At 50.8% G+C, this 24,220-nt stretch carries 20 protein-coding genes and 1 tRNA gene; 11 read left to right on the top strand and 10 right to left on the bottom strand.

The features are described from left to right. Positions 1 to 109: 109 nt before the first annotated feature. Together RIC19_RS24640 and RIC19_RS24635 are read left to right on the top strand one after the other, a co-directional pair. Positions 110 to 1,207, top strand: coding sequence for an Mrp/NBP35 family ATP-binding protein (locus RIC19_RS24640; protein ID WP_350181053.1), 1,098 nt, complete (start codon positions 110 to 112; stop codon positions 1,205 to 1,207). Between the two features lie 5 nt (positions 1,208 to 1,212). Then, entirely contained in the window at positions 1,213 to 1,476 is a 264-nt protein-coding gene (locus tag RIC19_RS24635; protein ID WP_350181052.1) for a NifU family protein, read from the top strand. A gap of 11 nt (positions 1,477 to 1,487) precedes the next feature. Here the strand turns inward: RIC19_RS24635 and glgX are convergent, their stop codons facing one another. The 4 genes from glgX to RIC19_RS24615 all read right to left on the bottom strand — a co-directional run bounded on the left by glgX (position 1,488) and on the right by RIC19_RS24615 (position 5,356). Next, positions 1,488 to 3,542, bottom strand: a complete 2,055-nt coding sequence (gene glgX, locus RIC19_RS24630) for a glycogen debranching protein GlgX (RefSeq protein WP_350181051.1) — start codon at positions 3,540 to 3,542, stop codon at positions 1,488 to 1,490. A 94-nt stretch (positions 3,543 to 3,636) separates the two neighbouring features. Then, positions 3,637 to 3,918 (bottom strand): hypothetical protein, encoded by a 282-nt coding sequence (locus RIC19_RS24625; protein ID WP_350181050.1) that lies wholly within the window; start codon positions 3,916 to 3,918, stop codon positions 3,637 to 3,639. A gap of 3 nt (positions 3,919 to 3,921) precedes the next feature. Next, positions 3,922 to 4,689: a Rossmann-like and DUF2520 domain-containing protein gene (locus RIC19_RS24620; RefSeq protein ID WP_350181049.1), complete on the bottom strand. Its 768-nt coding sequence runs from the start codon at positions 4,687 to 4,689 to the stop codon at positions 3,922 to 3,924. A gap of 10 nt (positions 4,690 to 4,699) precedes the next feature. Further along, positions 4,700 to 5,356: a YggS family pyridoxal phosphate-dependent enzyme gene (locus RIC19_RS24615; protein ID WP_350181048.1), complete on the bottom strand. Its 657-nt coding sequence runs from the start codon at positions 5,354 to 5,356 to the stop codon at positions 4,700 to 4,702. A gap of 205 nt (positions 5,357 to 5,561) precedes the next feature. On the opposite strand from RIC19_RS24615, the gene RIC19_RS24610 reads away from it, so the two are divergent. The 6 genes from RIC19_RS24610 (at position 5,562) to RIC19_RS24585 (ending at position 13,952) form a co-directional block, all read left to right on the top strand. After that, positions 5,562 to 6,440, top strand: coding sequence for a bifunctional 5,10-methylenetetrahydrofolate dehydrogenase/5,10-methenyltetrahydrofolate cyclohydrolase (locus RIC19_RS24610; protein ID WP_350181047.1), 879 nt, complete (start codon positions 5,562 to 5,564; stop codon positions 6,438 to 6,440). Between the two features lie 93 nt (positions 6,441 to 6,533). Continuing rightward, positions 6,534 to 7,361 carry a 50S ribosomal protein L11 methyltransferase gene (prmA, locus tag RIC19_RS24605; protein ID WP_350181046.1) on the top strand — a complete coding sequence of 276 codons (828 nt, stop codon included), beginning with the start codon at positions 6,534 to 6,536 and terminating at the stop codon, positions 7,359 to 7,361. Between the two features lie 9 nt (positions 7,362 to 7,370). Continuing rightward, the gene (locus RIC19_RS24600) at positions 7,371 to 11,942 is read left to right on the top strand and encodes a hypothetical protein (RefSeq protein ID WP_350181045.1); all 4,572 of its coding nucleotides are present in this window, start codon (positions 7,371 to 7,373) and stop codon (positions 11,940 to 11,942) included. A 96-nt stretch (positions 11,943 to 12,038) separates the two neighbouring features. Next, positions 12,039 to 12,194 (top strand): hypothetical protein, encoded by a 156-nt coding sequence (locus RIC19_RS24595; protein ID WP_350181044.1) that lies wholly within the window; start codon positions 12,039 to 12,041, stop codon positions 12,192 to 12,194. 119 nt (positions 12,195 to 12,313) lie between these two features. Next, the gene (locus tag RIC19_RS24590) at positions 12,314 to 12,487 is read left to right on the top strand and encodes a hypothetical protein (protein ID WP_350181043.1); all 174 of its coding nucleotides are present in this window, start codon (positions 12,314 to 12,316) and stop codon (positions 12,485 to 12,487) included. A gap of 346 nt (positions 12,488 to 12,833) precedes the next feature. Further along, positions 12,834 to 13,952, top strand: a complete 1,119-nt coding sequence (locus RIC19_RS24585; RefSeq protein ID WP_350181042.1) for a fatty acid desaturase family protein — start codon at positions 12,834 to 12,836, stop codon at positions 13,950 to 13,952. A 344-nt stretch (positions 13,953 to 14,296) separates the two neighbouring features. Here the strand turns inward: RIC19_RS24585 and RIC19_RS24580 are convergent, their stop codons facing one another. Then, positions 14,297 to 14,788, bottom strand: coding sequence for a CBS domain-containing protein (locus RIC19_RS24580; RefSeq protein WP_350181041.1), 492 nt, complete (start codon positions 14,786 to 14,788; stop codon positions 14,297 to 14,299). A gap of 61 nt (positions 14,789 to 14,849) precedes the next feature. Here RIC19_RS24580 and RIC19_RS24575 point away from each other — a divergent pair, with 61 nt between their 5' ends. Further along, on the top strand, positions 14,850 to 15,584 hold the full coding sequence (locus tag RIC19_RS24575) for a DUF92 domain-containing protein (RefSeq protein WP_350181040.1): 735 nt from the start codon (positions 14,850 to 14,852) through the stop codon (positions 15,582 to 15,584). Here RIC19_RS24575 and RIC19_RS24570 read toward each other — a convergent pair. Next, a complete protein-coding gene (locus RIC19_RS24570) occupies positions 15,572 to 15,964 on the bottom strand; it encodes a DUF2177 family protein (protein WP_350181039.1) in 393 nt (130 codons plus the stop codon). The two genes, RIC19_RS24575 and RIC19_RS24570, sit on opposite strands and share 13 nt — an antisense overlap. Positions 15,965 to 16,025: 61 nt before the next feature. Beyond that, positions 16,026 to 16,604 (bottom strand): DUF2911 domain-containing protein, encoded by a 579-nt coding sequence (locus RIC19_RS24565; protein WP_350181038.1) that lies wholly within the window; start codon positions 16,602 to 16,604, stop codon positions 16,026 to 16,028. Positions 16,605 to 16,946: 342 nt separating this feature from the next. Between RIC19_RS24565 and RIC19_RS24560 the strand changes: the two genes are divergently transcribed. Then, positions 16,947 to 17,021 (top strand) — tRNA-Pro (locus tag RIC19_RS24560). Positions 17,022 to 17,524: 503 nt separating this feature from the next. Here RIC19_RS24560 and RIC19_RS24555 read toward each other — a convergent pair. From RIC19_RS24555 to RIC19_RS24545, 3 genes are all read right to left on the bottom strand, one after another. Then, on the bottom strand, positions 17,525 to 18,235 hold the full coding sequence (locus tag RIC19_RS24555) for a hypothetical protein (RefSeq protein WP_350181037.1): 711 nt from the start codon (positions 18,233 to 18,235) through the stop codon (positions 17,525 to 17,527). Positions 18,236 to 18,855: 620 nt separating this feature from the next. After that, positions 18,856 to 19,968, bottom strand: a complete 1,113-nt coding sequence (gene ald, locus RIC19_RS24550) for an alanine dehydrogenase (protein WP_350181036.1) — start codon at positions 19,966 to 19,968, stop codon at positions 18,856 to 18,858. A gap of 239 nt (positions 19,969 to 20,207) precedes the next feature. Next, positions 20,208 to 21,035 (bottom strand): menaquinone biosynthesis family protein, encoded by an 828-nt coding sequence (locus RIC19_RS24545; protein WP_350181035.1) that lies wholly within the window; start codon positions 21,033 to 21,035, stop codon positions 20,208 to 20,210. 510 nt (positions 21,036 to 21,545) lie between these two features. Here RIC19_RS24545 and clpB point away from each other — a divergent pair. Then, on the top strand, positions 21,546 to 24,164 hold the full coding sequence (clpB, locus tag RIC19_RS24540) for an ATP-dependent chaperone ClpB (RefSeq protein WP_350181034.1): 2,619 nt from the start codon (positions 21,546 to 21,548) through the stop codon (positions 24,162 to 24,164). The last annotated feature ends 56 nt before the right edge of the window (positions 24,165 to 24,220 follow it).

Raw genomic sequence — 24,220 nt, 5'->3', positions numbered from 1 at the left:
CGCAGTGGGCTGATGTATAAAACAGCTTGAAAACTGTTCTGGGCTTTTAATTGTTTGTAATTTCGCTTTTCCTTTTAATCCTATTCAATCTAAATAGAAATTAGCTCGCGTGAGTTTAGATAAGACAAAAATAGTAAAGGCGTTGGCCAAGGTCATTGATCCAAATTCGGGTCAGGACATCATCACCGTGAATATGGTGCGCGACCTTGAAATCGACGGCAATAATATCAATTTTTCCCTGGAATTGCCATCCCTGGATTCCAAGAATAAATCAGATTTGAATTTCGCTTGCATGCAGGCCGTGCAGGAGTTATACCCCGATGCAAATGTGAATGTGCATATGATTAGCGCTGCGCCGGGGGTGAAGCAACCCTCTGGCGGCCCGGTCAGCCACATCAAAAACATCATCGCAGTAGGCTCTGGTAAAGGGGGCGTGGGCAAATCTACGATCTCCGTTAACCTGGCTCTGGGGCTCCGGCAACTGGGGGCTAAGGTGGGCCTGATTGATGCCGACCTTTACGGGCCTTCCATCCCTACCATGCTGGGCTTGCAGGGACAGCGCCCGCAGGTGAAGCAAATTTACGATCAGCCAAAAATTATGCCGCTCGAAGCCTACGGTATCCCGGTGATGTCCATCGGTTTTATTATAGAGCCCGAGCAGGCGGTAGTCCTCCGTGGGCCAAGGTTGTCAGGTATTATCAAGCAGTTCTTCAACGATACGGTCTGGCCGCCTCTGGACTACCTGATTGTCGACCTGCCGCCGGGTACCGGCGATATTCAGCTGAGCCTGGTGCAAACCGTGCCCGTGACCGGGGCGATCCTGGTTACGACCCCTCAGGAAGTCGCTATCGCTGATGCCATCAAAGCCATGAACATGTTCCTGCTGCCTTCGGTCAATGTGCCTATCCTGGGCGTAGTGGAAAATATGTCTTGGTTTACGCCGGCAGAACTACCGGATCATAAGTACTTCCTCTTTGGGGAAGGCGGTGGCAAACGACTGGCCAAAGAAAGCAACTCGGTCCTGCTGGGGCAGGTGCCTATCGTACAAAGCATCCGGGAGTCCGGTGATGAAGGCAAACCTGCCATACTGAGAGACCTGCCTCAGGCTACTGCAGCCCTGAAAGAGGTGGCTGAAAATGCCGCCCGACAGATTGCGGTACGCAACGAAACCATGGATCCGACCCGTATTGTAAAAATGAATAATTAAGCGCCATGTCGAATACTAAGAAGCAAGAATTGATTCAACGCGTCGACAAGGCGCTCGATGATGTCCGCCCTCACCTCGCAGTTGACGGAGGGAACGTGGAAGTGGTTGATATTACCGAAGACCATATTGTGAAAATCAAATGGCTGGGCACCTGCGAAAACTGTAGTATGTCCATGATGACCATGAAAGCAGGGGTCGAACAGGCGCTAATTGGGAAAATCCCCGAAGTCAGCGCCGTCGAAGCGATCAACGGTATAGGGGTCGGGTAGCCCTCCTCCGGCTATTGGCCGTCTACCAATACCACCACAGAACGGGCATTGACATATACGCTGCCGCCACGGATAACCGGTGCCTCTTCAAACGTGTGTATGTCCTGCGGGCTCTCTGCAGCTGTATTGATGATCCGCCTCCAGAGCTTCCCGCCCTTGGGCTTCGGGATTTGAAAATTCAGGTGCTCCCAGAATGTATTCACCATCACGTGCATACGGTATTGGTAGTTGTTGTTTTTCAAGGTATAGGACAGCGTATGAGAGTCGTGGCCCCAATCGGGTTGATTGTTCCGCACGCCACCCATCCGGCAACGGGATCCCCCCAGCGCTTTGGGGCTGTTCCAGTAAAAATGTTCCTGAAAATAAGGAGTGTTCAAATTAAGCTGTATCAGCGCTTTGACAAAACGCAACAGATCTTGTTGTTGCGCTACGGCATCCCAGTCAAACCAACTCAGTTCATTATCCTGGCAATAAGCGTTGTTGTTGCCCTGTTGGCTACGGCGGACCTCATCTCCCATCAGTAGCATAGGCGTGCCCTGACTGAGCAATAAGAGCGTCAGGTGGTTTTTAACCTGCCGTTGCCGCAATTGCAGAACTTCGGGGTCTTGGGTCGGTCCTTCCGCACCACAGTTCCAGCTGTGGTTATCGTTGTGCCCGTCGCGGTTGCCTTCTCCATTGGCCCAGTTGTGCTTTTGGTCGTAAGACACCAGGTCGTTGAGGGTAAAGCCATCGTGGCAAGTGATGAAATTGATGCTGCGGTTGGGGTCACGGAGCAATTTTCGAAACAGGTCCGGACTGGCATTTACCCGGTTGGCCGCGATGGGCACCATACCCTGATCGCTCTTGAGGAAGCGGCGCATATCATCGCGGTACGCCCCGTTCCACTCCGCCCATTTGTCGCCTACAAAATTACCCAGTTGATACTGCTGTACATCCCAGGCTTCAGCAATGATTTTGGTGGGGGCCAGCACCGGGTCTGACTCGATTTCCCATAGAATAGGCGGGTTTTGAACAGGCCGCCCGTTTTCATCTCTGGAAAGGATAGAAGCCAGGTCGAAACGGAAGCCATCAACGTGCATCTCGTCCACCCAGTACCGCAAACAGTCGCGGATGAGGCGCCGCACTACAGAGTGGTTGGTATTCAGGGTATTGCCTGTACCAGAGTAGTTGCGGTACTGATACTGCTCATCCAGCATATAGTAGGCCCGGTTCTCAATGCTTTTAAAAGACAGGATAGGGCCATCTGCGCCGCCTTCTCCGGTATGGTTGAAAACCACGTCCAGGATCACTTCTATGCCGGCCCGGTGGAGGGCTTTGACCATATCCCGGAATTCATGGACTGCGCCGATCGGGTCCTGGGTACTGGCGAAACCGGTATGTGGTGCAAATAGCGCAATAGGTGCGTAGCCCCAGTAGTTAGTCCGGCTGGGGTCGGGCACATCAGCGGGGTCAAATTGCTGTACGGGCATCAGCTCTACGGAGTTAATGCCCAATTCCTTCAGATAGGGGATTTTTTCGATCAGCCCCCGGTAAGTCCCCCGGAGGTCGTCGGGCACTCCTGAGTTGGGGTGCTTGGTGAACCCCCCAACGTGCAGCTCATAAATGATAGAGTGGGAGTAGGGGTGGTTGAGCGGACGGTCTCCTTCCCAGTCGTAGGTGCTTCCTCCCACCACTACGCTTTTAATAGCGGCGGCTGTGTTGTCCCCGGGCCGCTTCGCCGCTTCCCGGTCGTAAGTGTCCATGACCACTGCTTTAGCATAGGGGTCCGTAAGGAGCTTGTTGCCGTCAAAGTAGTAGCCGATCTCAGGCGCGTAGGGCCCGTAGATTTTCCATCCGTAAAGCTGCCCCTCCTGAACGTCTTCCAGAAAGATATGCCAGTAATAAAAGGTTTTATTGGTCTCTGGGTTCAGGCGAAAAACCTGTAAAGGCTTGCTGTGGTCATCGGCTTTAAAGAGTAAAAGTTCAACGGCTGAGGCATACTTGGAAAAAATGCTAAAGTTGGTACCGTCTGGGTAAACCGTGGCACCAAGTGGAGCACTCTGGCCAGTTCGGGAAGCATGAGGCATAAAGTGGAAGGATTTGTTCCGGGCATAAATTAACTAAACCTTGTCCAATAAAGTGCAGGATAGTGAGGCCTGAATTTGACGGTGAAGCAGGAAATTAGATAATCTCATCAAATTCGTCTTCCGTTTCTTCGGGCTGAAGCCTTTGGAGCGCACTTTGGTGCACACGGTGCATACGCCCCATCTCCACCATCACCTCCTGAATAAAAGCGGCATCTACCAACCGCCGGATATCCTGAACGGAGTTGATAAACTGGCCGGTTCGGAATTTGTAAGCTTGTTCGTTTTTCCCGTCTTCAAATTTTACGGTGAAGCGGTTGTCCATCTGGAAGATGGTGATTTTCAGGGCAGAATGCTCAATGTAGCCAGCGATGCGCATGAATTAGAATGTTTTGATGTAAGCAGTAATGGCTTTATAGACAGCTGAGAGTTCGGGATGGTTCGCCAGTTGCCCGAGGTGGCGCTCTATGGTTTGCTGGTCTGACCGGATGGCAGGACCGGTTTGTACCGTCCGGGGTTCGTACCGGCTCCCTTTTTCGATTGTTGCGTGAAGCAGCGGCTTCAGGATGCCCTGCGGCAGTTGGGCCTCCTGCGTGAGGGTATGTCCAGCCTGTAGCATAGCGTTGGTGAAGTTATTGATGAATACAGCAGCAAGGTGCAAAATGGCGCGCTGTTCATCGTCTACAAGGTAGACCTGGCTACTGATGCTCCGGGCCAGTTGCAGCAGGACCTGTTGGATGCCCGGTGAAGCCCCGTCGATGCAGAGGGGGATGTGGTCAAAGTCGGCCGGCTGATTTTTGGAAAGGGTTTGGAGGGGGTAAAACACCCCAAAGTGCGGCCAGTGTGCAGACAGTGCTGTGGCAGGCGTTGCCCCGGAGGTGTGGGCTATAATGGCGCCCTCCGGTAAGTACTGCGAAACGGTAGCGGCTACGCTGCCGATAGCGTCGTCCTTTACAGAAAGGAGGCACAGCTGGGTGTTGGGGCTCACCGCACTGAGGCGATCAATCGGCTGGGCATTCACCGGCTTGGCGGCCCCCCTGGCATTAGAAAGCTGGCGGCTGTAAATTTGCGCTACCGTATGCCCGCTGCCGTGCAGTGCCCGGGCAAGATGGCTGCCCACGTTGCCCGCTCCGATGATGGTTATTTGCATGGTTGCAGGATTAAGTTCTTGGGCCAAATAACAAGCTGCCGATGCGGACCATCGTGCTGCCTTCTTCCTGCGCAATGGGATAGTCGCCGGACATGCCCATAGAGATTTCCCTGAAGTGGGGCTGATCAGCAAAGTAGTTGGTGTGTAGGGTATCAAAAATCTTATGCAGGGCCTGGAATTCCCGCCTGACTTTTTGCTCGTCCTCGGTGAAGGTCGCCATGCCCATGACCCCGCAAATACGGATGTTGTTGAAGTTTTTGAAGGCTTCGGCTTCCAGCATGCCTTTCGCTTCAGCCAGGTCAAAGCCGAACTTGCTCTCCTCCTCAGCAATATGGAACTGAAGCAGGCAGTCGATGACCCGGTCGTGCTGTTTAGCACGTTTATTGATTTCCTTGAGTATTTTCTGGCGATCTACGGAGTGTACCAAATGTACAAACTCCGCCATATATTTGACTTTGTTGGTCTGCAAATGCCCGATAAAATGCCAGCGGATGTCTTGAGGCAGAGCCGCGTACTTGTCGGCCATTTCCTGTACCCGGTTCTCTCCGAAATCCCGCTGCCCTTGTTCGTACAAGCTCAGGATTTTCTCGTTGGGCTTGGTTTTGGAGACCGCCACGAGTGTGGTTTTGGTTTGTGCCAGTTGTTCTTGCAGTTCCTTGAAGTTCATATTGGATTGAATAGTCGTTGTGGTTTAGGTTGGTCTGAGCCGGTATCGGGGCTGTTCCCCGTGCCGGTCTGTGCTGTTGGGGCCGGGGAAGCTTTTGGATATGCTTTCTTAACACCTCAAAGAAGCCAAGGTTGTGTCTGCTGCGCTTACTTCAAAGGCGCTGTTCTCTTGATTAATTCCTACCTTTGTGGCAAAAACCAACCCTATGCAGATACTTGATGGAAGAACCCTTGCCAAAACGATTCGGGCAGAATTGGCAGAAGAAGTGAAGCAGCTGACAGCAAGCGGGCAGCGTGCTCCCCACCTGGCTGCTGTTCTGGTTGGAGAAGACCCTGCCAGCCAGGTTTATGTGCGCAATAAGGTCCGGTCCTGCGAAAAGGTGGGCTTTGAATCTACCTTGATCCGGTTAGGTGCTGATGCTTCGGAAGCTGCTGTGCTCAAAGCTGTACATGACTTAAATGCTGATGACCGTATTGACGGTTTTATTGTGCAGTTGCCCCTGCCGGCTCATATTAATGAAGAGCGCGTGACCCTGGCTATTGACCCGCGAAAGGACGTGGACGGTTTCCATCCGGTGAATTTTGGCCGTATGGCGCAAAGCCTGCCCTGCTACCTGCCCGCCACACCCGCGGGTATTCTGGAAATGATCCGCCGCTATGAGCTGCCCACAGAGGGCAAGGAAGTTGTTGTGCTGGGCCGTAGCAATATCGTTGGTACGCCCATAAGCATCCTGCTTTCCCGGAAGGGCTACCCTGGTAACGCGACCGTCACCCTTTGCCATTCCCGCACCAAAGACTTGGCTGAGCACACCCGCCGGGCAGATATCCTGGTGGCCGCCATCGGTATCCCGGAATTTGTGAAACCCGAAATGGTGAAGGAGGGAGCCGTGATCATTGATGTGGGTATCAATCGCGTGGATGCCCCCGAGCTTGAAAAAGGCTATCGCCTGTGCGGGGATGTAGACTATGCGGCTGTTGCCGAAAAGGCTTCCTGGATAACGCCGGTGCCCGGTGGCGTAGGACAGCTGACGGTCGTGTCTCTGCTCATAAACACCCTGCGGGCGGCTAAAGGCGAGGTTTACTAAACGAGCGGTCTGAACCCCTCTTTTTCACCAGCTCTGCATCATGCCTGCCGGCCTGTATGGGCGTCCTTATGATCCATTTTCAAATCAAAAATCATGGACTACTACCGTTACATTATCATTGCCGACGCTCCATCCCGGGAGATTATTCTGGCTTTTCTGGGAGAACTCCCCTTTGACACCTTCGAAGAGACCGATGAGGGGTTGAATGCTTACCTGCGGGCAGATGCAGACGCCTTTTCCGTAGAGCAGCAATTGAGTGACATCTCTGGTCAGCTCTCCTTTTCTTATGAGCGGGAACTGGTCAAGCATCAAAACTGGAATGCCGTTTGGGAGTCTAACTTCCAGCCGATACAGGTAGAGGAATTCTGTGGGGTGCGCGCGCCTTTTCACGAGCCGATGAAGGGTGTGCGCTACGAAATTATCATCAATCCGGAAATGGCTTTCGGTACGGGCCACCACGAAACCACTCATATGATGATAGCTGGGATGCAGCACCCGGAGTGGACCGGGAAAGCGGTTTTTGACTACGGCTGTGGCACGGGCATACTGGCCATTCTGGCGGGCATGCTGGGCGCCACTGAGATTGACGCGGTAGATATCGAAAAACCGGCCTACGAAAGCACGGTGGAAAATGCAAAGCGTAATGGCGTGCCCCACCTTAAGGCCTACTTCGGCGACCTGTCGAAAGTGCCGGAGCGGACCTATGATATTATTTTGGCAAACATTAACAGAAACGTAATATTAAATTCCCTTGAGGCGTTATATAACCGCCTGAACGCCGGCGGGCAATTGCTGGCTTCAGGGATTTTGCAGGTAGACAAAGCTATGGTCACAGAACGGGCAGCACTCGTAGGGTTTGAATGCCTGGAAACTATGCACCGTGGCGATTGGTGCTGCCTGCAGTTTGAGAAAAAACAGTAGCAAAACAGCATGGCCAGAAGTATTACCATTTTCCTTTCCGTCCTTTTCTTTTTTACCTATTCCCTTTCCGCTCAGCGCCTTGAGCGTTTTTCTGAAGACCACGCCGAGTTTATCCGGCAACTGGAAGAGTACATGACTTCCGGCAAGCGCGAGGTCCTGGAAGAAGCCTACAAGGAATTTGCTGACGTTTTCAGCAGCGGGCAGTTCACAGAGGAAGAGGTGCAGCAGATCCTGAAAACAGGCAATGCCATGCTGGAACAGCGCATGACAGCCGGGCCTTATTTTCAAAATTACCTGCGTGCTCTTACCAAGGTGAAGCAGACCAACGACCCCGCCCGGGTTTTTCAGGAATGGCATGCGGTACTGGATCAAACCCTTGCGAATATCGAAAACCGCAGACTACGGCCTTTCGATGACTTTATGGAGTTCTCCACTCAGTTTTTTGAGCGCCGCGCTTTGCGCTATTCAGACTCCGGAGGTACGTCCTGGTATGCCTATACTGATGATTTTGCGTTCAGGTTTGAAAATGGGCAGCCCGTCGTGGCTTTTGAAGCTTTAGATCTTATGGCGCAACGGCGTACCGATTCCATTTTTATTTACCAGACCAAAGGCGTATTCGAGCCCGTAGAGCGAATTTGGAGGGGTAGCGGTGGCCGCGTAACCTGGGAGCGGCACGGTTTGCCCCAGGGCGTATTTGCAGAGCTTGGGGATTATGAGTTTGAGGCCATCAAAAGTCTGTACAGCGTTGAGAATGCCAAGATGCACTATCCGGTTTACTTTGGCAACCGGGTTGTGAATGGGACCTTTAGCGATAAGCTGGTTTCGAGCAGTGATGCAGTGGAAGGCTCCTTCCCACGCTTTGAATCCTCTGAGCGTCTCGAAGTCAGCAATATTGGAGAAGGGGTTGCCTTTGAAGGCTATTTCCGGCTGCAGGGAACTACCGTTTATGGTTTCGGGAACAAAAAACAACCGGCTAAAATCAATATCCGGGATGCCAATAGTACAGCCTCATTCCGGGGCGCTTCCGAACTATTTACCATCCGCAGAGAAGACCGCATTGCCGGCAGTGGGGTAGAAGGGGTGTTGTATTTTGGCAATGACTCCATCTATCACCCTTCTGTTGACGTACGGTTTGAAATCAAGGAACGCGAGATGACCCTCTCCCGGGGCGAAAGTGCTGCCGACCAAAACCCTTTTTACAGTTCCCTGCACGGCATCAATCTGTACGCGAACACGATGACCGCCTATCTGAACGGCGACTCCATTGCCATTGGGCGCAGTAAGCTGCCCTATCAGCGTAAGGAAGATGTGATTTTTGAGTCCCTCAATTACTTTACAGAACAAGACTACCGGCAATTGCAAAGCATTGCCACCGTGAACCCCATCGCTATACTCAAGGTGATGTACGACAATAACGGGGGCGTGAAGAGGATGCCCGCAGCCGATGTGGCACAACGTCTTAACCCGAAGTTCGGTATTGAAAACATCAAAAGCCTGCTGTATGATATGGTATCCCGGGGCTTCATCAACTACGACTCGGAAGAGGAGATGGTCGAGGTGAAGGACAAGGTATTCCTCTATGCAGATGCCTACCGGGGGTTGGTCGACTACGACGTACTGCGCATCCGTTCAGTTACGGACAGCACAAATGCCGTCATGAACCTGACGAACAACAGCATAGACGTGCGCGGTGTGGACCTGGTGGAGTTGAGCGCTAAGCAACGGGTTGCTATGAAGCCGGAAGGCGAACACCTATTAATGCAGGGCAACCGGAATATTGATTTCGATGGTTTGCTGTTTGCCGGACTTACAAAACTAGAAGGGAAAGACTTCCACTTTAAGTATGAGCCTTTTCAGATTGACCTGGATTCGGTACGGTTCTTCGATCTGTTTGTGCCTACGGGCAAACTCATGAAGGACGGAGAGCCTGAGGCACTGTCTATCGGCTCCCGACTGGAGCACCTGACCGGAGTCTTGCTGATCGATGCGCCTTCCAATAAATCCGGAAAGGAGAGTATTCCCATGTTCCCCTCTCTGCAGAGTAAAGACTACTCCTACGTTTTCTACGATTACCCCTCTGCTCAGAAGGGCGCCTACACGCGGGACTCTTTTTACTTTGAGGTCAACCCGTTCAGCTTCAATCACCTCGACTACTATACCCGGGAAGATGTGCAGTTTGAAGGGACGCTGCACCCGTCTGGTATTTTCCCACCCTTTGCAGAAACGGTCAGCTTGCAGGAAGACGAGTCCCTGGGCTTCATCCACGAAACGGAGGGGGAAGGATACACTGCCTACAAGGAGCGCGGCTTGTACAAAGGTGAGCTTGCACTGAGCAACGCCGGGCTGCTGGGCAAAGGTAACCTAACCTATCTGGGGGCCTCCATTGATTCGGAGGATATGATCTGGATGCCCAAACAGATGCTGGCCAGTGCCGAGGTCTTCAACCTGGAAGAATCGAGAGAGGAAGGGCTGGAGGTGCCACAGGTACGTGGTATTGATGTGAAAATCGACTGGCGGCCTTATCAGGACAGCATGTATATCCGTTCCGAAGAAGAAGCGTTTAAGCTGTTCCCGGAAGAGGTGCACACCCTGGACGGAACGCTCATTCTCACTCCTGGTGGACTGAAAGGCGATGGCATCTTCGACTGGGAGACCGCAACAATGGTTTCTGATTTGTTTTCCTTTGGGGCATTTAGCGCTACGGCGGACACCACGGAGGTCAGGATCAAAACGCAGGACCTGGAGGATATTGCGCTGGAAACGGATAACGTACAAAGCGATGTAGACTTCGACGAGCAGCTGGCGACTTTCAAAGCCAATAAAGAATTTCTGGAGACGAAGATGCCCGCCATTCAGTACAAGACCTCTATCAATGAGTTTACCTGGGATATGGCCGACGAGAGCATCACCTTCAAAGCTGCTGAGAACGCCTCCGGGATATTTACTTCCACGCACCCCGACAAAGACTCCCTGAATTTTGAAGGGGAAGAAGCCTTCTACGACCTGAAAACCGATGAGCTCAGTGTTAGTGGTGTACCTTTCCTGATTGCTGCTGATGCCTTTGTCTACCCGGACAGTAACTTTGTGAAAATCGGTCAAAACGGCGAAATGGGCACCCTCGAAAATGCTAAAATAGTAGCCGATACCCTCAACCAAAACCACGTCATCAACCGGGCTACGGTGGATGTGAAGGGGCGGCGGTATTATCAGGCCTCTGGTTTTTACGAGTATAATGTGGGCGACCGGGAGCAGGAGATTGAGTTTGAGAATATCGTCGGGCAGCCGCTTGGTAAAGGGGCTTACAATGAACGCCCGGTCGTGACGGTAGGTAAAGGGGAGGTCACGGAAGAAGACCAGTTCTATATCGATCAGCGTACGGAGTTTCAGGGAGAAATCGGGCTGCGGGCGCAGTCCAAAAACCTGAGTTTTGATGGTTTTGCCCGTCTTGATGCAGAACGCCTGCCTTATCGTTACTGGTTTACGGTGCAGAGCGAGGCGGACAAGAACGACCTTGCCATTAGTTTTGATGAGCCCAAAAACCTGGACGGGGAACCACTGGCTACGGGCTTCTTCCTGAGCAAAGAAACAGCAGAGATGTACCCAAGGGTAATGATGCCGCTTTTCTCCAGGAAAGACCGTCAGATCCTACCGGTGAAGGGGATTTTCAAGTACAATCGCGAAAAGGACTACTTCATCTTTGGTGACTCGGTACGCATACAGACTAACGGCATCCGCGGCAATCAAATGACCTTCTGGAATGGCTCCGGAAAGCTGGAAGGCAAAGGGCAGTTTAATCTGGGCACCGGGCTCAACTACGTAAGCATTGATGCCTCCGGGGTAATGGAGTCCCGCTACGAGGAAGTGGTCAATCCGGACGAAATGATCATCTCTGATACGATGTCTCTGATACCGTCATTGGGGCAGCAGGAGGTAGGAGTGCAGCGCTACGAAATCAACGCGGAATTCATGTCGGGCGTCAAGCTCATTGTGCCCGACAAGCTCCTGAGGATCATGCGGAATGACATTGAGTCGATGAGCTTCGATGCAAAGCCTATTGTGTACCTCACCGAGCTTGATTTTTACCGGGAAGCACTAATGAACCTGCTCCCTCCGGGCACGGAGGCTAAAGAGGCGCTGGCTACCCTGGGCAATGGGATTTTGGATATTCCGAAAAAAATTAACCCCTACACCTTCCTGTTTTCGAAAATCCCAATGAAGTGGGATGCCGAGTATCAGTCTTTTGTATCTAAAGAGGATAAACTTGGGGTGGTGTCTATAGAAGGAGAACCGCTCAATAAGGTACTGGAGGCTTATGTGGAGTACAAAATGCCGACCAACGAGGATGACCGTCTGTACCTCTACATCAAGTCACCGAGTGAGTTGTTTTACTTTTTTGGTTTTAAACAGGGCATCATGAGCATCACTTCCAATAATCCGGAGTTCATGGACGCTTTGTCTGGTATGAAGAGTAAGGAACTGATCACGAAAATGGAGGATGGCAATACCTATGAAATTCAGGCTGTTGATGTTGGCTCAGCGCGGTTGTTCCTCAACCGGGTGAAAGCGGCTCAACAAAAGTGATGACAAATCGCACCGAAAACAGTGAGTTTTGTCAGAGATAGGGATGCTATTAGCTTGCATATTGAAGGTATCATTCATTCAGGTAATTTTACGCCAATGATCCTTTTAGAAATCCTCCGGGCACAGGCAATCTTTATGCTGTTATTACTTTTGACGGTAATCCTGCCGGCATGGGCCGTTATCAGGTATTACCGGCGCAAGGCGGATGGTTCGGCTTCAGAGCCGGATGATCAGGGGCAGCAGCCGTTGTAAGCCTAATTTTTTTCATGGCTAATCGGTGACAAAGGTCATCATTCGGATTTTGCAACTGCCGTATTATTGGTGTGAAAACAGAGGCAGGGCGCCTCATCTGTTCACCAAAATGTAAACCAATGTTCCTATTAGATCTCTTTGCGGCTAAAGCGGCTTTTATCGCTATGATTGTAGCCCTCATTATTATTCCGGCCTGGATTTTGCTGGTTGCTTTCACCAAGAAGAAAGGCAAGGCTGACAACATCAACGCCCCATCAGAAGAAGAAGAAAAAGAACCTGCGGAAACGGTTTGAGCCTTTCCGAAAGATGCTTCAAGATACCCTCTTAATCAATAGCTGGAAAACCCTCTGCGGTTTGTTCAGCTATTCGCTTTTAGGTAATTGGGGTGTCATTTTTGGTTCCAGACACGAATAGGACACAAGGATTAATTACCTTTATGGAGTGTAAAAGCAAATTGACAGCGCAACAGAAGTATAGTTGCCTTGGCGGGCTTTTACCCACATGACAGGCCCGGCACCGGGCAGGCAAAAGGGAAAGACCTCAACTTGCCGTTCCTTATAGTGTTGTATTAAAGGACTAGTTGGTCTAGTCTGCCAATCATCAAACGAACACTTTCTCCTACGTTTAATTTCCTCCAAAATGAACATTCAAGACATTAAATTCAGCCGCGACAAGGGGCAACGGGAATTTGCTATGGACCTCCGCAAGCGGGTCAATGAATATTTCCAACAGAACAATATTTCCAAGTACGCGAATGCAGCGATGGTCACGAAGACGGTCGTGCTAGTTGGCACCTATACGCTTCTGTACGGGGCTATCGTGGGCGGTTTTCTGACCAATCCCTGGTTGGCGCTCCTGGCCTGGACGCTTCTTGGAGTTGTCACGGCAGGTATTGGCTTTTCTGTAATGCACGATGCCAACCATGGTGCCTACAGCCGCAATAAATACGTTAACGGAGTACTTGGCTGGGTGATCAACCTTATCGGTGGGTTCTCCGCCAACTGGAAAATTCAGCACAATACGCTTCACCATTCTTTTACAAATGTACATGGTATGGACGAAGATATTGACGCCGGTAAGCTGCTCCGTTTTTCTCCGGATCAGGAGCGTTTGTGGTTCCACAAATTCCAGCATGTCTACGCCTGGTTTTTGTATAGCCTGATGACTCATATGTGGATTACGACCAAGGACTTCACCCAGCTGCTGCGTTACCACCGCAACGGGCTGTTGAAGCAGCACGACCTGTCTTTCCCCAAGGTGTTCGCAGAGCTGATTTTCGTGAAGGTATTGTACTACATTTATCTGCTGGTTATTCCATTGGTGTTTTCACCGGTAAGCTGGTGGGTGACCATTATTGGTTTCGCCATGATGCACTTTGCGCTGGGCTTCTTGCTGGGCTGCGTTTTTCAGACCGCGCACGTTATGGAAGCCGCCATGTTCCCTTCTACTGATCAGGACGGCAATCTGGAGAATAACTGGGCGGTGCATCAGCTGATGACTACAACGAATTATGCTCCAAATAACCGCTTACTGTCTTGGTTTGTTGGGGGGTTAAATTATCAGGTGGAGCACCACTTGTTCCCCAATGTTTGCCATATTCACTATCGGCGCATTTCCAAGATTGTTCGGGAAACAGCAGAGGAGTACAACCTGCCTTACCATTCCCTGCCTTCCTTCCGGTCTGCATTAAAGATCCACTGGAATATGCTCCACAGCTTAGGGACGGGTGAGCAGTTGCCACGTATCGCAGCGGGCTAACTCTTAGCGCGTGTTGGGACTTTTGTCTTCTAGTCGAAAACTGTAGTTTGCAGACCGGTTACTTAAGTCCCAACACGCTCTTAGCGCCCAGGAAAACCAAGGCTCCCAAGCGTGAAACATGCCGTGTTGTTTCGGGCTAGCCGCACTGGTAGTCTGTCAAGTATGAAATAAAGAGTGTGGGACCAAGCTCTAAGCACTGGATGGCTTTTGGAGAAGTCACCTATTTATAACCTTGGCCACACCACGGGAGGTCGACTTCGGAGAAGTCGCATGCTATCCCCAGCCAGAGGAGATGCCCCTTCTGCTCCTCTCTGGCCGTCCAGCTTTTCATATTTGACAGCGCACTAGGAGTTTTTACCATAGAAGGTTTTTTTGTAACCCGGCATGGTCGGTTCACGACCTTTCCAGCTGTCAGGAATGTGCTTGACAGCTGGTTTCATTTTCTGGATAGCCCTGAGGATATCTACCCGGCTAACTTGGCCTACGAGCTGCCCTTCTTCCAATACCGGTAGCCGCTTATAGCCACTGTGCACGAATTCATAGGCGGCATCAAGGATTGTTTTTTTCGCATCAATGTGTTTAACCCGGGTGGACATGTAGTCGCCTACATTGATTTTTGCGTAGGACGGCTCATGATTGTACGGTCCCTCGATCAGAATGCGCAGGCAATCTGCCTCGGATAGCATGCCGACTAGCTGCTGCTGATCATCGAGGACCGGAGCACCGGAGATTTTCTTCTTTAGTAAGATATCAATGGCTTCCCGGATATCCATATCGGGGTGAAAAGTAACGAGTTTGGTTGCCATATAGTCGGTAATCGGCGGGTATAAATCCATATTTATTTTGTTTGTTTGTCTAATTTTACAATAAAATACTGGTATTAGCAAATTTTTTAAAATGGGTTTCCTTTGGAGCTTACAGTTTGAATACTCGGCCTTCGTATTTTTAGTCACTCTGGCAGTAGCCATACTGTTCAGCCTTTGGGCAAAAGCAATCAGTGCAAGTGGAGCGGTGGCAGGAGGGGGCATCGCAATAGGCCTTTATCTGGGAAGTGGCTGGCTGGGTGTGGTGTTGCTGGGGCTTTTTTTTGTCGCTGGATCAGGGGCGACCAAATGGGAGCGCGCGCGAAAAGCATCCCTGGGGGTGGCTCAGGAAGCCGGTGGGCAACGGACCTGGGTGAACGCAGTCTCAAACGGAGGGGTAGCAGCAGCCCTCAGCCTTTTAGGGTGGGGGAGTGGCTGGGAAGTGCCTCTGGTCTATCCGATGATGACCGCTGCGATCGCGAGTGCAACCTCTGACACGCTTTCTTCCGAGCTGGGCAACCTCTACGGGCGTAGGTATTGGAATATAATGACTTGGCAATCAGGTGTCCGGGGTGCAGATGGAGTCATCAGTTGGGAGGGTACCTTATTTGGAGTGGCAGGCACTGTATTGATTGCGCTACCGGTAGGCTGGTGGACCGAATCCTGGAAGATGGCGATAGTCGTTGCCTTGGCTGGAATGATCGGCAACTGGTCTGATAGCCTGCTGGGCGCGACGCTGCAAAACCGGGGCTGGCTTAACAACCATTCCGTGAATTTTTGGAGCACCCTGATCGCGGCAATCGCAGCAAGCCTGCTCTACGGCCGTTGAGAAAAGTGCCAGCTTATCCATCCGACAAGGGCACAAAGCACGGTGCCCCAGGCTATATCAATCAAGACGATAGGCCAAGGCCAGTTTTCGAGCACCGCCCGGTTGGTCAGTTCGTAAGTGCTGTAAGTAACGAAGCCGAAGAAAGCGCCGCGCAAAAGTACACCTGTGCTGTTGTTGTGGGTACCGGGCTGAACGACAAAATAGACGACGCCTGCCAGAAAAATTAGATAAAAGAGAAGGGCCGCCGTCCAGTCCGTTGACGGCCGCATGTGCTGACCAATGTATTTTTCGTAAACCCCACGGGCAATTATCCCTAACCACAGGAGATCCAGGACTGTGAATGCAGCCGCCGCAACGAGAAAAGGTTTAAGATAAGCCATGAGTTGAGCTTAGGGGTGAAATGTACTGGGGCTCTCCGGAGAAAGCACCCAGTCTGTTTGCTTATTCTACCGTACTGATTTTAAAGGATGCAGCAACGTCGCTCCAGCGGAAGGTTACACCTTCGCTCCCGACTTCGAATTCCAGTATTTCAGCCGGCTCTTCCAGCGCTACAGGCGTCACTTCTACCCGAAGAGCATCCATGCTTTCGTCGTAGTCGTAAGCGCCCCACTGCTCGGCTTCTTTATTGAAGATAATCGTCCAGGACTCCTCACCGGGAATGGTAAATAATGCATAAGTGCCGGCAGGCAGTGCTTCGCCTTCCACGATGACATCTTCACTAAGGGTGATTGTGGTTGCTTCGTTTGCTCCGGTCCGCCAAACGCTGCCATAAGGCACCAGGTCGCCGTAAACGTTGCGGCCACGCACAGAGGGGCTGCCATAATTGACCGTAACGGTTGCAGAGCCAATTTCCCCTTCTGCGGTGCGGGGGGGGCTTTTCCGGGTGGAAGTATCCTCTTTGGGGGCCTCTTCGGTGGCGGTGGTATCAGTAGTGGTATCGGCGTCACTGTTTTCTGAAGTGCCGCTTCCGCAGCTTGTGAATACGAATCCAAGGGCCAGTGCAAATAGTAATTGCTTCATGCTCATAATGTGGATGGATTGAATGGTTTAAAACTTAAAATTACGTTTTCTAATTCGCATGTCAGAGTAATGCACAAACCTAAGCTCGTGTTCAAACCGGTGCCGGGTACTTTGCAATTTTCTTTTGGGGATTTTTTTGCACCAGATGTACAGGTTGTGTATATTTGCGTTCCCGGAAAAGCGGCGTACTGGAACAGAACTGTTAATATGCCCTCAATCAGCCGCCGCTAACGCCGGGCACAATGCACAACGAGAGGTGCGCTACGCGAAATAAGCGTGCATCTCTCGGGGCATGAATTTGGAGCTCTAATGCTCCGCTTCACCCAAAGCATAGTGATTTTACGGGATGTAGCTCAGCCCGGTTAGAGTGCTGGTCTGGGGGACCAGAGGCCGGAGGTTCGAATCCTCTCATCCCGACTAATGTTTTTGAAAGCCATTCTGCCAAAGCAGAATGGCTTTTTCATTGCAGCGAACGCCGAATCACCTGGCATTTTTAAGGGCGTGGCAATGAAAAAGGCAAAAGCCGCTAGGCTGTGGCTTCAAAACTTTAAGTTCCCTCCCACCTGAGGAAGGGCGCTGCCCATCCTCTTATCAAAACGCAATCCACTGTTTGGTGATATTTTGAAATAGGTCTCCTCAGATGTCGGATAAGTTTTCGTTTTTTCACTTTGGCAAAAGCCGTCAGGCTTGTGGGAAAGGATCGAATTTCAATTTCAGAGGATACTTCTAAAAACCATTGGGTAGAGTAAAATACCTTCTCAAGGTATCAAACTAACAAAAGACAATGAAGAACAGAGGTTAATTAGAATACTTAGAGCTTATTATCAAGGAAGATATTTAATTCAGGCTGAGATAAAGCATCTTAAATTCACAATGTAGACATTGTCGTCGAGTTTGTAAAAAAGCAATAATTACTAGTTCTACCAATCATCATCAGTTTGACCGTAGGACTTCAAAGCTTCAATTTTTACCTGAGATAACAACCGCTTGATAGTAGGGACAAAAGCTAATTCGCCTTTTTGTTTACTGTAGTATTTCCGCACATCATTTGCTGCCAAAGGTTTAACTTGATTTGCAGTAGTACCAGCTACCATAGTAATTGACATTGCTAGAGGAATAGCCTCCATAAATGTTATCCGGTAACGACCTGGCTTTACATCTACTTTTACATGTATCCGCATGAGGTATTGCTCCATAAAACTACGCGTTACCCTTCCATGAATAAAACCCTTTATTGTCTTTTCATTTTTTTCGATTACATTTTCAGGCATTTCTAAATCTTCACCAGCAGCAGTATTAAATAAGGTGCGCTTATCCAATAGCCACCGCTCAATATTTTCGATAATATCAGAAGACTTAACAATTGAAGAGTCATATTCTACAACTTCCTGATACATCCAGTTTCCTTCAGAATCTTCCTGGATAAAATCTTCCCGCAAAACTTCCTTAATAATTGATTTTGGGTACTTAATTTCTTTCCCCGGTTTTTCTATAAGGTTCACATAGTACATCTTTGCATCTTGCCTAACTATGGAGCCATTAATCGTATCACCGTAAATAGTAACTAGCATGTCCTGCCCAAATACAGGTAGAGCGAGAGCTAGAATAAAGCTTGTAAATAAGGTTTTCATTGTCATTCTTTATTTTAAACACTGTTCCAAATGTACAGTAGATAAAGTAGTTGCCAAAGTATTGAGGAAGGTTTATTGAACAAGATCATTCTTTAAGCGGTAGTTCCATGAAGTATACAGTCCGTAATAAGGAACACCCTAGGTTTTAAGGCTGTTCTTTTCGCCGCATAGGCACTCTTCAAACAGGGTTTCCTTATCATTGGAAGACAGTGCTGGTTTGATGTCGATCTAGCTATGGTGCAGACTACCTTTCATGGTTGTTTCCCCCTTTGTAGAGCCACCGAGGGTGATGATATCCTGGGTGATGGCTTCGATGAAGGCCTATCGTTGTGCCACCTTGTCGGTCAGGGAGGATTCGAGGACGGATTGCTCAACATCAGAGCACGCTTTTTCGTAGCCCTGACGCGCATCTACATTTTACTTCAGCAAATCATTCAGTGCATTAATGACTTCTTGTGGGTTGGTCATATCATTTGATTTTGGATGAAATAGTGTGCCTCTTACATGCAGCAGCCTGCCCGGATATTTGTTGTCCTCCCAATTAATGAATGGCCATAAAAAAAGTGAGGCTGCTTACCAAGTCGGTAAGCAGCCCCGCTCAGGCTCTAGTTGGAACAAGTCTACAGGAACCGCTCTACCGGCGTAAAGTCTAAGCCGAAAGTATCCGCAACACCTTTGTAGACTACCTTGCCGTCGATGACATTCAGCCCTTTTTTCAGGGGTTCGTTTTCTTTGCAAGCCTGCTTCCAGCCCTTATTGGCAAGTTGGATAGCGTAGGGCAGGGTAGCGTTGGTCAGCGCAATGGTAGAAGTGTAAGGCACTGCGCCCGGCATATTAGCCACACAGTAGTGCACCACATCATCAATAACGAAGGTAGGATCTTGGTGCGTGGTCGGCTTACAGGTTTCGATACAGCCGCCCTGATCTACTGCCACGTCTACGAGTACGGTGCCGGGGATCATGTCCTTCAGCATGTCGCGGGTAATGAGGTGTGGTGCTTTTGCACCGTGGATGAGCACCCCGCCGATGATGAGGTTCGCCCGCTTGATATGCCTGCGGATATTCATCTCGTTGCTGTAGACGGTATTGACATTAGCAGGCATCACATCTGCAAGGTAACGCAGACGGTTCAGGTTGATATCCATGATCGTTACCTGAGCGCCCAGGCCGGCAGCCATTTTAGCGGCCTGTGTGCCAACAACGCCGCCACCCAGGATGAGCACGCGGCCAGGTTCCACACCAGGCACGCCGCCCAGTAGTACACCAGAGCCGCCCATTGGTTTTTCCAGGAACTTCGCACCTTCCTGAATGGCCATACGGCCTGCTACTTCAGACATCGGTACCAACAAGGGCAGGCTGCCGTTGGGGTTTTCCACTGTCTCATAAGCCAGGCAAATCGCTTTGCTTTTAATCATGGCTTTGGTCAATGGCTCGTGAGAGGCAAAGTGGAAGTAAGTGAACAGCAGTTGATCCGGCTTGATCAGGCTGTACTCTGATTCGATGGGCTCTTTGACCTTAATGATCATTTCAGCCTTTTCGTAGGTGGCCTCAATGCTCGGTAAAATTTGCGCACCGGCAGCAGTGTATTCTTCGTCGGCAAAGCCACTGCCTAATCCGGCAGTCGCCTGTACGTACACTTCATGGCCGCGCTTGGTCAGCTCCATGGCACCTGCGGGCGTAAGGGCCACGCGGTTCTCATTGTTCTTGATTTCCTTAGGGACACCAATTATCATAATCGCTAAGTTTTTTGCTTTTCGGTCAGGGAATTGGAATGCAGCGCAAAAATAGTCAAAGTGCCGATATTCTTACACCCTGGAAGAGAATTCCGGCAGGTAAAATGATCTTTATTGATTTCGTGCCTGCTCCTGCTTGTCCTCAATCGGCGGCAGTGCCTGTACGGGGCCAGGTTGAGTCCGGCAGATTGCTGCTGCGGTGCCGTTTGCAGGCTGTTGCGCGCCGCTTCGACCGGCTGTCAGACAAAGATGGGGACGTCAGTGGCGGGCATGACCCCTTTGTCCATTGCAACGTTAAACAGATGATGTATCGCCGCCCGGCCCCGTTCGCCCAGGTCCCGTGTATAATCGTTGACATAGAGATGAATGTGTTTGTACATCACCGCTTCTTCCATTTCCTGCGCATACTGCCGCACGAACGCTTTTGGGGAATCAGGGTGGTCGAGGGCATGCGCGACACTCCGTGCCAGTACCCGGTCTACCTTCTGTTGCACTGCCGAAGGGAGGTCCCGGCGCACCACGATACCGCCCAGCGGGATCGGCAGCCCAGAGGTGGACTCCCAGTAATCGCCCAGGTCCATAAGTTTGATTAGCCCTTTATCCTGGTAAGTAAAGCGGTTTTCGTGGATAATGAGCCCGGCGTCGGCACGCCCCTCAAGCACCGCTTGCTCAATATCCGAGAAGAGCATTTCGCTCCGGGTTTGGGCTTGCGGGAAGGCCAGGCTCAGTAAAAAGTTGGCAGTGGTGTATTGCCCGGGGATTGCGATATGGGCTTTGTTGATTTCACCTTCCTCCATTGGCGTTTTGGCGATGAGCAGGGGGCCGACTTTTTCACCCAGGGCGCTGCCTGCGTTCAGCAGGGCATAGTGGGGCAGGAGGTGGGCAAAAGCATGATAGCTTAGTTTGGTAATGTGCAGTTCTTGTTGGAAAGCCATCTGATTGAGGGCTTCCACATCTTCAATAACGGGCTTAAAGCTTAGCCCTTCAGTATCGATTTTACCGTGGAGGAGTGCATCGAAGATGAAGGTATCGTTAGGGCAGGGAGAGAATCCGATTGAAAGTTGCATAAAATAGGGCAGCTTTTAGTTTTGATTTACAAAACGACAAAGCAGCCCTGTTGGTTTCAAGCGGTTAGCGAAGGGCTCGCGACTTTTTTCCAACAGCAATAACAGCAAGGGCGAGCACTAGCATCGTCGTAACCGGCATGAGCATCATTTTGAGATCGTTAAAATAGTTGTGTTCCAAATTCACTAAGCCTAGACAGGCGGCTGCTCGGAAAGGGTTGGGCAAAAATGATAAAAAGATGTCATTTTTTTCGCCATACTATACGCCTAAAGGGCTTCTTGGTTTGTTATAAATTGTAAATCAATGGGTTGTAGCCAGCCTTTTGAACGATTTTTTTTAGCTGCCCCTAATGCTTTTCCTTGTTGTGTGTCAGGATGGCAGCGATTGTGGCAAACAGGTGTCAAAATGGCGGCTTTTTTGGACTGGTACACCTTTTGAAGATTACAGTAGGTACAACAGCGTTGATCAACTCCCGGAAACCAAATTTTCAAAAAGCTTTAATTCAACGATATATGAACCTCAATAATTTCACAATAAAGGCGCAGGAAGCGGTGCAGCATGCACAGCAGATTGCGATGCAGGAGCAGCATCAGGCCATTGAGCCGGCTCACCTGCTGAAGGGGATTTTGCAGGTAGATGAGAACGTGATGCCATTCGTGCTGAAAAAACTGGGTGTCAACTTTGACAACATTAAGAAAGCCACCGATAGTATCATTCAGTCTTATCCGAGCGTGAGCGGCGGTAGTCAGTACCTTTCGCGCACCGCTAATGAAGTCCTGCAAAAAGCCAACACTTATCTCAAAGCGTTTGGTGATGAGTTTGTTGCCCTTGAGCACATTCTGCTTGCCCTGCTCAGTGTTAAGGACAGCACTACCCAAATGCTTAAGGATGCAGGGATCACGGAAAAAGCACTGAAGGCTGCTATTAAAGAACTCCGTAAAGGCAAGCGGGTCACGACCCACAGCGCCGAGAACAGCTACAATGCGCTGGGCAAGTACGCCGTCAACCTGAATGAGATGGCCCGCAACGGCAAGCTCGATCCGGTCATCGGGCGGGAAGACGAAATTCGGCGTGTCCTCCACATTTTAGCCCGCCGGACCAAAAATAACCCCATCCTGATTGGTGAGCCTGGCGTTGGTAAAACCGCAATCATTGAAGGGCTGGCCCACCGTATTGTAGATGGTGATGTGCCCGAAGACCTGCTTGATAAGGATATCTTCTCCCTGGATATGGGCGCCCTGATTGCCGGAGCCAAGTATCAGGGCGAGTTTGAAGAGCGCCTCAAGTCAGTCATCACCGAAGTGAAGTCCGCTGAAGGGCAGATTTTCCTGTTCATTGATGAAATCCATACCCTGGTGGGCGCCGGTAAGGGGCAGGGTGCTATGGATGCCGCCAATATCCTCAAACCGGCACTGGCCCGGGGGGAGTTGCGGGCTATCGGTGCGACTACCCTCAAAGAGTATCAGCAGTATTTTGAGAACGATAAAGCGCTGGAGCGCCGTTTCCAAAAAGTGGTGGTTGATGAGCCAAGTGTGGAAGATGCAATTTCCATCCTCCGCGGCTTGAAGGAACGTTACGAAACCCACCATAAAATCACCATCAAGGATGAAGCGGTGGTAGCTGCCGTACAGCTTTCTCACCGCTATATCACCGACCGTCAGCTGCCGGACAAAGCCATTGACCTGGTGGATGAGGCGGCTGCCAAGCTCCGTCTGGAAATGAACTCCATGCCGGAAGAACTCGACGAAGTCGAACGCCGCATCCGGCAGCTCGAGATCGAACGAGAAGCCATGCGCCGGGAAAACGATGAGGCAAAAATAAGCATCATCAACGAAGATCTGGCGAATCTGGAAGAGGACCGCAATGCCCTGAAAGCACAGTGGGAGAGCGAACGCGAGGTCGTCCTCGGTGTACAGAAAGCCAAAGAGGAAATTGAACGCCTCAGGCAGGAAGGCGCCCGCGCAGAACGGGAGGGCAATTATACCGATGCTGCCGAAATCCGCTACGGCCGTATTCCGGAAGTAGAACAACAACTGGAAGAGTATACGCAGCGGCTGCAGGAGATGCAGCATAGGAATAAATTGCTGGTCAAAGAGGAAGTAGACGCAGAGGATATTGCGGAAATTGTCAGCCGCTGGACTGGTGTGCCGGTCACACGGATGCTGCAGAGCGAGCGCGAAAAACTCCTTCACCTCGAAGCAGACCTCCACAAGCGGGTGGTCGGGCAGGATGAAGGCGTGGAAGCCGTCGCAGATGCCATCCGCCGCAGCCGTACCGGGCTGAGCAATGAGCGCCGGCCAATCGGTTCCTTTCTCTTCCTGGGTACCACCGGCGTCGGTAAAACCGAGCTGGCCAAAGCCCTGGCCGAGTACCTCTTTGATGACGAAGACCTCATGACACGTATCGACATGAGCGAGTATCAGGAAAGGCACGCGGTGTCCCGCCTGGTAGGCGCGCCTCCGGGCTACGTAGGTTACGATGAAGGCGGGCAACTGACAGAAGCCGTTCGGCGCAAGCCTTACAGCGTTGTCCTGCTGGATGAGATCGAAAAAGCTCACCCAGATACCTTCAATATTTTGCTGCAGGTTCTGGAAGACGGCCGACTGACCGATAATAAGGGCCGGGTGGCGGATTTCAAGAACACCATTATCATTATGACTTCCAATATGGGTTCCAGTATCATCCGGGAAAATTTCTCGAAAATGGTGCCCGGGGAAGAAGAAATGATCATCGAGCAAACCCGCGAAGAGGTTTTTGAACTGCTGAAACAATCCGTACGCCCGGAATTCCTCAATCGGATTGATGAGACGATTATGTTCCGCCCACTGTCGCGTAAGGACATCGGCAAAATTGTAGACCTTCAGTTGGAGGAACTGCGTGCCAATCTGGCTAAACAGCAAATTCAGCTGACCATAGCGGAGGAAGCCAAGCAATGGCTGGCTGATAAAGGCTACCACCCTGAGTTTGGTGCCCGGCCGTTGAAGCGGGTCATTCAGAAGAAAGTCCTCAACGAACTGTCCAAACAGATGCTGATGCAAAAAGTCAAGCCGGACAGCAACATCGTACTGGATGTTTTCGATGATAAAATCGTGTTCCGCCAGCCTATTAAGGAAGAAGAATTGATGGCGTAAGTAAGAAGTTTGAAAAAGAAGCCCCGGTAGTGTAATGCTTACCGGGGCTTTTTTTG

This window comes from Phaeodactylibacter sp. (genome assembly GCF_040219495.1).
GTDB lineage: Bacteria > Bacteroidota > Bacteroidia > Chitinophagales > Saprospiraceae > Phaeodactylibacter.
The sequence above is the reverse complement of the archived record's forward strand: the minus strand, read 5'-3'. Positions and strand labels throughout refer to the sequence as shown.